The organism is Rhodoplanes sp. JGI PP 4-B12, from assembly GCF_900188135.1.
In genome coordinates this window covers 1-10,279 of sequence record NZ_FYEN01000011.1, presented here as the reverse complement: position 1 = coordinate 10,279, position 10,279 = coordinate 1, and the positions used below count along the sequence as shown (strand labels likewise).

Below are 10,279 nucleotides of genomic sequence, written 5' to 3'. Positions count from 1 at the left end.
GATGCCACATCGGCAGCACGTTAAAGGCGCAACCGAATTTCAGGCGCTTGGTCTGAGTGGCGAGCCAGAGGCCGAGCTGGATCAGATTCGGGAAGACCTCGTAGCCCTCACGCTGAAAATGGTGCTCGGCGGTCCACAACACATCGAAACCGAGTTCGTCCATCAGCCGGGCAACATCGCGGGCAGTAAAAAACGCCTCGCGTAGGCGTTCGTCGGAATAGCGCCGTTCATTTGCCGGGGTGCCATTCAAACCGATATTTTCAAGTTCGATCTGGCCAACGTACAAAACGTGGAATTTTCGAATCATGCAGGTCCCCAACGCACGCCGTCGAACTTTTGGAAGTCGACGCTTCGATCTTAAGCGGCTCACATTGCAGGTAGTGTCTCTTGGCTGCCCGTATGAGACAATCAGAAAAGTGTCTCGCTACGACGGAGTTTAGCTCGGTTCGGGCCTTTTGGGGCCGCTAGGGTCAAAACTGCGGTACGTTGTACTGACCAAGCGACAATGCAATCTGTCGGGGCGCGTCTGGCTCCGCCGTCATTCTTTGGCCGGACGCGACGGTGCTAAAAAGCAGCCCAATCTTGTTCAATGCTGCCCAAGCGCGCTGTCGATTATTTGGCGGCAAGCGAGCAGTTCGTCGAGAACGACTTCCAGCTTGCGCCGATTTTCTGCGCTGACCAGTCGCGCCGCTTCTCCCGCCGCCTGATCCACCTTGCTGGTCTCGACGTCGTCGTCGCCGCGCTCAGAAAACGAAAACAAGCTCGGCTCGGGGCGATCATCTCCCGACCCCGGTACGGCATCTTCCGCGTCCTCCTCAAGTAACGGCGGTGCGGGTTCGGCGCCGGCGCGCCAGACATTCTGCACGAAGGCGGCACCCTGCTCCCGTAAAATGCGCTGAACGCCACGAATGGTGTAACCCTCGCCGTAAAGCAGATGGCGGATGCCGCGCAGCAGATCGACATCATCGGGCCGATAATAACGGCGACCGCCACCGCGCTTCATCGGCCGTATTTGCGAGAAACGGCTTTCCCAAAAACGCAACACGTGCTGCGGCACGTCGATTTCGTCGGCAACTTCGCTGATAGTGCGGAACGCATCCGGCGCTTTTTCGACAATCGCCATCGTCGCGCTCACTGCGCCTCCGCGCCAGTCGTTTCAGAATTAATGCGCTGTTTGAGGATAGCCGACGGCTTGAACACCATGACGCGGCGCGGCGAAATAGGAACTTCCTTGCCGGTTTTGGGATTGCGTCCGATGCGCTGGCCTTTTTTGCGCACAACAAACGAGCCGAATGACGACAACTTCACGGTTTCGCCGCGTTCGAGACAATCGGTGATTTCTTTGAGCACCAGTTCGACAAGTGTCGCAGATTCGGTACGTGACAGTCCAACTTTCTGATAGACCGCCTCACACAAATCGGCACGTGTGACCGTCTTTCCCGCCATCGCCAGCCCCGAGCACCGTGGATCGAGCAATTGCCCGATCAGCATATCGTGCTGAATTATCAACGATATTAGCTTGTCGGGGCACGGTCAACGGGGCTTCGGGGCAGTTCTTTTGGGCTTCCGTACCTTAGCGCCATACTGGCAGGAGCTACCAGCGCACCAGTGCAGCACCCCAGGTGAAGCCGCCGCCCATCGCTTCGAACAATAACAGATCGCCCCGCTTGATGCGCCGGTCGGCAACTGCGTCAGCGAGTGCAAGCGGGATCGATGCCGCTGAAGTGTTACCGTGGCGATCGACCGTGGTGACGATCTTTCCTGGCGCGATGCCGAGCTTGTGCGCCGAACCGTCGATGATTCGCTTGTTCGCCTGATGCGGAATGAACCAATCTACGTCCGCGGCGGTGTAACCGGTCGTCTTGAACGCGTCCTCCACCACATCGGTGATCATCGCGATAGCGTGGCGAAACACCTCGCGGCCCTCCATACGCAGATGTCCCACAGTGCCGGTCGCCGATGGGCCGCCGTCCACATAGAGTTTCGATTTATAGCGGCCGTCCGAGCGCAGCCGGACCGTGAGTACCCCCCGATCCTCAGGTGTTCCTGGCTGTTGCTGTGCGTCGAGCACCACAGCGCCGGCGCCGTCGCCGAACAGCACGCACGTATTGCGGTCGGTCCAGTCGAGGATTCGCGAAAAAGTCTCCGCGCCGATCACCAAGGCCCGCGAGAAACCGCCGGATTTGAGAAGCGAGTCTGCGGTCGCCAGGCCATAGACAAAGCCGGAACACACCGCCTGCAAGTCAAACGCGGCGCCGTGAGTAATGCCGAGCCCCGCCTGAACCGAAACGGCGCTTGCGGGAAACGTATTATCGGGCGTCGATGTCGCGAGCACGATCAAATCGATCGATTGGGCGTCGACATGCGCGTGTGTCAATGCCGCTTGCGCAGCACGTATCGCCATGTGGGATGTATGCTCGTCCGGCGCCGCGATCCGGCGCTCGTGGATGCCGGTGCGCTGGACGATCCACTCATCCGAGGTGTCGACCTTGCGGGCGAGGTCCTCGTTCGTGAGGATCTGAGTGGGTAAATAGCTCCCGCAGCCGAGCACAACCGAACGAAGCACAGTCACGAAGCCGCTCCGCCAGCAATTTGGCCGATAGCGTGAGGGCCAGGTTTGGTGTGGTGACTGAGCGCAACGCGGATTTTCGCCAAAAGCTCGTCGCGCACGACGCCATAGCCAAGCTCGATCGCTGCGGCGAAGCCTTCGGCGTCAGTGCCACCGTGGCTCTTGATGACGATACCGTTGAGACCAAGAAAGACCCCGCCGTTGGCGCGGCGCGGATCCATGCGCTGGCGCAATTGCCGAAACGCAGATCGCGCGAACAAATAACCGATGCGCGCGCTAAGCGAGCGGCTCATTGCGCCCTTTAGATATTCTCCGATCTGCCGGGCAGTGCCCTCGGCCGTTTTCAAGGCGATATTGCCGGCAAACCCCTCCGTTACAACCACGTCGACCTTGCCGCGCCCGATATCGTCGCCCTCGACGAAGCCTTGGTAGTCGAGCTCCGCGAAGTTCTCGTCACGCAGGATGCGGCCTGCTTCGCGCACTTGTTCCAAGCCTTTCGCCTCCTCCACCCCGATATTCAGGAGCCCGACTGTAGGCCGCGGCAGTCCGAACAGGATTCGCGCGGTGGCGGCGCCCATCAGCGCTAAGTCGACCAGATGATCGGCATCCGCGCCGATCGATGCTCCAACATCGAGCACGATCGACTCGCCTCGCAGAGTGGGCCACAGCGCCGCTATCGCAGGCCGCTCGATACCCGGCAGGGTCTTGAGATCGAATTTGGACATGGCCATCAGCGCGCCGGTATTGCCGGCGGAGACAACCATGTCGGCATCGCCTTTTTTCACCGCATCGATGGCAAGCCACATCGACGATTTCCAGCGCCCGTAACGTAAAGCCTGGCTCGGCTTGTCTTCCATTCGAACGGCAACGTCGGTGTGAACGAGCCGCGAGCGCGATTTGAGTCCCGCCCTGGCGTCAAGCAGCGGCCCGATGAGCGAGGAGTTACCGAAGAACAGGAATTCACTATCCGGGTAGCGTGACAGTGCAAGGTCCGCTCCGGCAACGACCACGGCGGGACCGTGATCTCCTCCCATCGCATCCAGCGCAATACGGATTTTGTCTGCCATGAATGACTGCGCGGTCACGCTTGTGCCGGTGCCGAAATTCGCAAGTGGTCGTGACCCCCATTCATGCGAATTTTGGACTCAAAGTGACAGCCGGAAATCCATGATTTTGAAGTGATCTTTGCCCTCTGACGTTCACAGCTCTCGCGCCGGCGGCGCGGTGCCCGCGAATGTCCACCACGGCCTCGATGGCCTGATTGGAAAGCGCCCGGCCGGGAGAATAGCGGTTCGACCGCTGGACACAACACCCGTGCAGAACGGGCCTTCAGTGGCCCTCCTGGCGCTTTGCCAAGCGGCCAAGCGCCGCGAAAGGGCCTTGATCAGGGTTGACGTCCTGTAGCGTCTCGAACACTGCCCCGGGTTTGCGCGGATAAGGATCGAGTCCCAGAATAAGAAATTCTATCGCGAGCGCGCCCAAATCAACACCGCCTCCGATAAGCGGTTCGGGATCGTTCCAATCCACGCCATGTCGCTGGCCTTCGGGATGGGCGGCGGTTTTAGGAGCGAGCTCCGGCGGTTCGAATATGAGATCGATTGATTCTTCAACCTCGTTCGCCAGCGGTTCGAGCGTGACCACGCAATTCTGGCAAACGGTCGCCGAAATTGATCCGGTAATATGCAGTCCGCCGGAGCCGCGCCGCGTGACATCGAAACTGGCTTCGAACCGCGGCAGGTCGCGTAGTCCCACAACTTTGGCCACTGCAGCCCGGATCGGCGCATCGGCGATAAGGTCGAAATGCTGACCGCTTTCGGCGACCTCCTCTACGGTGACGGGAACCCGCCAGGGCGCGGCAAAATCCCGCGATTTTGGCTCAGGCATGACAACGGCCTCCTGTTTGGGAAAGGCAACAGCCCCGCGCAATAACGCGCTCCGGTCGTGGACCTCAAACTCGCGCAACAGGCCGCGCGCATAGCGCGCCAGTCGGCGCGGTCCGTCGCCATTCATCCCGTTAAAGATATTGCGTGCCAGGGCCTTCTCAAGCGCCCGCCCGTCAGGCGAACGGAGCGCGGCGAGATAGGCTGCCTGCCTTCCGTAAAACGCCTCGCCGAATTGCCGCATCCGTTTTGGAACAGCGAGGTCACCGACGCCCATTTCACGCAAATTCGCGTCAAGATCCCGGCAGAACAGGTCGAACAACTTCTGCCCGATGCCGCGCGCGGAAGCCGCCTCACGATCCAAGCGCGCCAGCAGCAGCACGAGATGGAGGACAATCAGGTCGAAACGTCCTTGCACGGTGTCGGGCACACCGTAGCTAGTGTAAAATGCCAAAGAGCGGGCCTGCGCCACGATCGCGCCATAGAGGTCGCGGATGGTGCGGTCATCGGGGTTTTGGTGAAAACGCTTGAGGATCATAGGCTTGCTGAGCATCGTTGCGGCCGATTTGAGCGTCGCCGAACGTCGGTAGTTTGCTAAGCTTGAGCTTTGGGGTTACGGCACGCGCTAGCCGGACGCAAGTTTGGGACATGGAGCTGGGGTTGGATGCGGGGCAGTCGACGCCGTGACCGGTGCCGAAGCGCGACGGCGGCTTGCTTGATTGCCGTTGCACTGACGCTTTCAAGCTGTGCCGGCGAAACCTTCCAGCGTGGCTACGTGCTGCCCGAAGGAGCGCTTGAACAGATTCCACTCGGCGCATCCCAGGAACAGGTGCTGCTGGTGCTCGGAACCCCGTCGACGGTAGCCACCGTCAGCGGCGAGGCTTTCTATTACATTTCACAAAAAGCCGAACGCGCAATCTCCTTCATGCGAACCAAAGTAACCGATCAGCGGGTGATCGCGGTGTACTTTGATCGGGACAGAAAAGTCCAGCGGCTTGCCGAATATGGCTACAAGGACGGCAAGATTTTCGACTTTGTCAGCCGCACAACGCCAACAAGCGGCAATGATCTGAATTTGATCTCGACCATCATCCACAATCTCCAAGGCAAGGGCAGCTGATCCCGGCCGCCAGAATAGCCATCCCGGGGACGGGCCACCCTCGGCTGAGGATTAGTGTGCCAGCACCGCAAGCAGCAATAGTGCAACTATGTTGGTGATCTTGATCATCGGATTGACCGCCGGTCCCGCTGTATCCTTGTAGGGATCGCCGACGGTATCCCCGGTCACCGCCGCCTTGTGGGCGTCGGACCCCTTGCCCCCGTAATGACCGTCTTCGATATATTTTTTCGCATTGTCCCACGCGCCGCCGCCGGATGTCATCGATATTGCAACGAACAGACCGGTCACGATGACGCCGAGCAACATCCCGCCAAGCGCCGAGAAGGCTGCCGACTTGCCCTGCGCGCCGCCGCCGGCGACAAAGTAGATTACAAAATAGCCGACGATCGGCGACAAAACCGGCAACAGCGACGGGATGATCATTTCCTTGATCGCAGCCCGGGTCAGCATATCGACGGCGCGCCCGTAATCGGGCTTGTCCCTGCCCTGCATAATGCCCGGCCGCTCGCGGAACTGGCGCCGAACCTCCTCGACGATCGACGAGGCGGCCCGTCCGACGGCTGTCATGCCCATCGCGCCGAACAGATAGGGCAGCATACCGCCGAACAATAGCCCGGCGACCACGTAAGGATTGTTCAGCGAGAAATCCGGCGCCACGCCCTTGAAATACGGATGCGACGCCGCGTCGGCGATGAAGAATTTCAGGTCTTCGTTGTAGGCCGCGAATAACACCAGGGCGCCGAGTCCGGCAGAGCCGATCGCATAACCTTTGGTCACCGCCTTGGTCGTGTTGCCGACTGCGTCCAGCGCGTCAGTCGATTTGCGCACTTCTTTCGGCAATCCCGCCATTTCGGCAATGCCGCCGGCATTGTCGGTTACTGGGCCGAAGGCATCGAGCGCGACCACGATGCCGGCAAGCGCCAGCATGGTAGTCACGGCAATGGCGATGCCGAACAAGCCAGCGAGGTTATAACTGGTCAAGATTCCGGCGATAATGACCAGGGCCGGGAGCGCGGTAGCTTCGAGCGAGACTGCGAGACCCTGAATGACGTTAGTGCCGTGGCCGGTGACGGAAGCCAGCGCGATCGATCGCACGGGACGGAAATTGGTGCCGGTATAATACTCAGTGATCCAGATGATGAGTCCCGTCACGGCAAGGCCCACGATGCCGCAGACGAACAGTGTTTGGCCGGAGTAATTGGTGCCAGGCAGCGGACCGAAACCGATAAGCCAGTAGGTGACCCCGGCAATGCCGATCAGCGCAAAAACCGCGGTTGCGATCATGCCCTTGTACAGCGCGCCCATGATCGATTGGCTCGCGCCGAGCTTGACGAAGAAGGTGCCGATGATCGACGCGATAATGCAAACGCCACCGATGGCGAGCGGGAATGACATCATGCGCATCAGAATATCGCCGCCACCGCGGCTGAAGAAGATCGCGGCAAGAACCATCGTTGCGACGGTGGTCACGACATAGGTCTCGAAAAGGTCGGCTGCCATGCCCGCGCAGTCGCCGACATTATCGCCGACATTGTCGGCGATCGTTGCCGGGTTGCGTGGATCGTCCTCAGGAATACCAGCCTCGACTTTGCCGACGAGATCGCCGCCGACATCCGCACCCTTGGTGAAAATGCCGCCGCCGAGGCGGGCAAAGATCGAGATCAGCGATGCACCGAAGCCTAGCGCAACAAGCGAGTCGATCACCTCGCGGTCATTCACTGCCATGTGCAACGTGCCGGTGAGAAAGCCGAAATAAAGCGTGACGCCGAGAAGGGCGAGCCCAGCCACCAGAAGTCCGGTAATCGCGCCGGCGCGAAAGGCAATTTCAAGCCCCCCGGCCAGCGACCCAATCGCGGCTTGCGCGGTGCGCACGTTGGCGCGCACCGAGACGTTCATGCCGATAAAACCGGCCGAACCAGACAGAACGGCGCCCACCGCAAAGCCAACGGCAACGAGCCAGCCGAGAAAGTAGCCGACGATGAGGAAGATCACGACGCCGACCAGCGCGATGGTCGAATATTGGCGCTTGAGATAGGCCTGCGCGCCTTCGCGCACCGCCGCAGATATTTCCTGCATCCGGGCGCTTCCGGCGTCTGCCTGCAGCACCGAGCGCGTGGCCCAAATAGCGTACACAATCGCCAGCACGCCGCACAGAACAATGAGCCACAAAGTCGTCGCCATGCTAGGCCCCCGGTATTGGAAGGGCCGGCGTCAAGCCGGCAAGGAAGGCGCCTCGCATACAATGGGTATGCGGACGGCGCAAATCGGCGCGGACATTGCCAAACTTACCCCCGCCGCGCAACGGCGGCGGTCTGCCCGCTTGCCTCGATTTATGCAGCACCGAGATAGCGGATCGGACGTCCCGGCGCGATCATCTGCGCCGCGGCAATGATGGCATTGGCGTCGATTCCATAGTGCCGATAGAGCTCGCCGATCAAGCCGGTCTGCCCGAAATGCTCCACACCGAGCGGACGGACGCGGTGACCATTGACCGCACCAAGCCATGCCAGTGTCGCCGGATGCCCGTCGAGCACTGTGACCATGCCGCAATGCTGTTGCAGGCCGGCAAATAACCGCTCGATATGCGAACGCGCATGAACGAGCCCGCGCTCGCGGGCCCGGCACGCCGCGGTCCAGCCGGCATTAAGGCGGTCGGCCGACGTTATGGCCAGTAAGCCGATGTCGCGGCGATCCTCCGCCATCAGGCCAACGGCCTGGATCGCTTCGGGCGCGACCGCGCCGGTATAGGCCACCACGAGTTGGCAGTTCGGCCCCGGCGGACGCAGCCAATAGGCGCCATCGACGATCGCCTGCCGCAACATCGGCGTCATCTCTCGCTTGATCTGCTCAACTGGCCGGGTCGACAACCGCAGATAGACAGAACCGCCGGTTTCGTCCCGGAGCCAGTTGCGTTCCGAGGCTTCGCCGCCGCCTTCGCGCTGCATGTAATCTAAGGCGAAGGCGAAAATAACGGCGAGTTCATCGACGAAGGCTGGCTCAAAGGCGGCAAGGCCATCCTGCGCTATCCCGATCAACGGCTCCGCGATCGATTGATGGGCCCCGCCCTCCGGCGCCAGGGTTATCCCCGAAGGCGTCGCGACCAAGATGAAACGCGCGTCCTGGTAGCAGGCATAGTTCAGTGCATCGAGGCCGCGGGCGATGAACGGATCGTACAAGGTGCCGATGGGCAATAGCCGTTCGCCATTGATAGCGTGCGAAAGGCCGAGCGCGGAGAGCGCGCAAAACAGATTCATCTCCGCAATGCCGAGCTCGATGTGCTGGCCCTTCGGCGAGAATTCCCAATTGAAGGTGGATGGGATGCGCTCGCTCTTAAATGTGTCCGCCAAAGCTTCGCGGGCAAACAAACCTCGGCGATTGACCCATGGCCCCAAACTCGTCGAAACCGTAACGTCGGGAGAAGCGGTAACGATGCGCGCGGCGAGTGGCGTGTCGCTGCGGCCAAGCTCATTGAGCAAGGCGCCGAAGCCGAGCTGAGTAGACGTCTGCGGCTGGATGGTTATCGGCAGATCGTCCGGCACGGCGATGCGCCCGGCTTGCAGACTGCGGTTGCCGCCGCTTGCAAACGGTACACGATCAAGAAAGGCCTGAATCTCTGCCGCGGAATGCTCGATCCCTTCGAAGCGCGACCATTCCTCGCCGGGCCGTATATTCATCGACTTTCGAAACATCTCCATTTGTGCAAGCGTCATCAGGCCGGCGTGGTTATCCTTGTGCCCGGCGAACGGCAGGCCATAGCCTTTGATCGTGTAGGCGATGAAGCAAACCGGCCGGTCGTGATCGACCGCATCGAAAGCGGCAATGATCGAGCCCAGATCATGGCCGCCGAGATTGTTCATCAGCCGCGCCAGCTCTTCGTCGCTGCGGCGTTCGAGCAATGCGGTTACCTGTCCCTGATCGCCGATCTCGTCATTAAGCCGCTTGCGCCATGCCGCGCCGCCTTGAAAGACCAGAGCCGAATAGAGCTGGTTCGGGCAACTATCGATCCAGCGCCGCAATACTTCGCCGCCGGGCTCGGCAAACGCCGCTTGCTGGAGCGTCCCGTACTTTAGGAGCACCACGTCCCAGCCGAAATTGCGGAACAGGTTTTGGTAGCGCTCCCACAAACCCTCCCGGACCACAGCGTCAAGGCTCTGCCTGTTGTAATCGACGATCCACTAGCAATTGCGCAGGCCCTGCTTCCAGCCCTCGAGCATGGCTTCGAAAATATTGCCCTCGTCGAGCTCGGCATCGCCCAAAAGGGCGATCATGTGGCCTTCAGGCCGCTCGAGGCCCCAGCCGTGGGCGCGCACATAATCCTGCGCCAGCGACGAAAACAGAGTTTGTGCAACGCCAAGACCGACGGAGCCAGTCGAAAAATCGACGTCGTCGGTATCTTTGGTGCGCGACGGATAAGACTGCGCGCCTTTATAGCCCCGGAAGTTCTCGAGCTTCTCGCGTGTCTGGCGGCCGAGCAGATATTGGATCGCGTGAAAATTCGGCGAGGCATGCGGTTTGACCGCGACGCGATCCTGCGGCCGCAAAGTGTGGAAATAAAGCGCCGTCATAATCGTCGCGAGCGACGCCGACGACGCCTGGTGACCACCGACTTTCAGCCCATCGGCGTTGTCATGAAGATGATTGGCGTGGTGGATTGTCCAGGTCGCGAGCCACAGCACTTTGCGCTCAAGCTCGGCGAGTATGGAGAGATCC

Annotated in this window: 8 protein-coding genes and 1 pseudogene; 1 reads left to right on the top strand and 8 read right to left on the bottom strand. The window is 60.7% G+C overall.

Going from position 1 to position 10,279, the window contains the following annotated elements; all coding sequences use genetic code 11:
* The 6 genes from CFA80_RS00760 to CFA80_RS01160 form a co-directional block, all read right to left on the bottom strand.
* Positions 1–307, bottom strand: a 307-nt coding sequence (locus tag CFA80_RS00760) for an LLM class flavin-dependent oxidoreductase (RefSeq protein WP_143549659.1), incomplete at its 3' end; no start/stop codon positions are given.
* A gap of 279 nt (positions 308–586) precedes the next feature.
* Positions 587–1,123, bottom strand: a complete 537-nt coding sequence (locus CFA80_RS00755; protein WP_088518467.1) for a MerR family transcriptional regulator — start codon at positions 1,121–1,123, stop codon at positions 587–589.
* A gap of 8 nt (positions 1,124–1,131) precedes the next feature.
* Positions 1,132–1,452, bottom strand: a complete 321-nt coding sequence (locus CFA80_RS00750; RefSeq protein ID WP_088518466.1) for an integration host factor subunit alpha — start codon at positions 1,450–1,452, stop codon at positions 1,132–1,134.
* A 142-nt stretch (positions 1,453–1,594) separates the two neighbouring features.
* Positions 1,595–2,572 (bottom strand): beta-ketoacyl-ACP synthase III, encoded by a 978-nt coding sequence (locus CFA80_RS00745; RefSeq protein ID WP_088518465.1) that lies wholly within the window; start codon positions 2,570–2,572, stop codon positions 1,595–1,597.
* The gene (gene plsX / locus CFA80_RS00740) at positions 2,569–3,636 is read right to left on the bottom strand and encodes a phosphate acyltransferase PlsX (protein ID WP_088518464.1); all 1,068 of its coding nucleotides are present in this window, start codon (positions 3,634–3,636) and stop codon (positions 2,569–2,571) included. The genes CFA80_RS00745 and plsX overlap by 4 nt, the downstream gene beginning before the upstream one ends.
* A 262-nt stretch (positions 3,637–3,898) precedes the next feature.
* Positions 3,899–4,987 (bottom strand): YceD family protein, encoded by a 1,089-nt coding sequence (locus CFA80_RS01160; protein ID WP_088518463.1) that lies wholly within the window; start codon positions 4,985–4,987, stop codon positions 3,899–3,901.
* A gap of 126 nt (positions 4,988–5,113) precedes the next feature.
* On the opposite strand from CFA80_RS01160, the gene bamE reads away from it, so the two are divergent.
* On the top strand, positions 5,114–5,569 hold the full coding sequence (gene bamE / locus CFA80_RS00730; RefSeq protein ID WP_088518462.1) for an outer membrane protein assembly factor BamE: 456 nt from the start codon (positions 5,114–5,116) through the stop codon (positions 5,567–5,569).
* Between the two features lie 51 nt (positions 5,570–5,620).
* On the opposite strand, the gene CFA80_RS00725 is transcribed toward bamE, so the two are convergent.
* Both CFA80_RS00725 and CFA80_RS00720 read right to left on the bottom strand, forming a co-directional pair.
* Complete coding sequence (locus CFA80_RS00725; RefSeq protein ID WP_088518461.1) at positions 5,621–7,750, bottom strand: sodium-translocating pyrophosphatase; 2,130 nt, start codon at positions 7,748–7,750, stop codon at positions 5,621–5,623.
* A 149-nt stretch (positions 7,751–7,899) separates the two neighbouring features.
* Positions 7,900–10,279, bottom strand: a pseudogene (locus CFA80_RS00720) (transketolase); the annotation flags it as partial.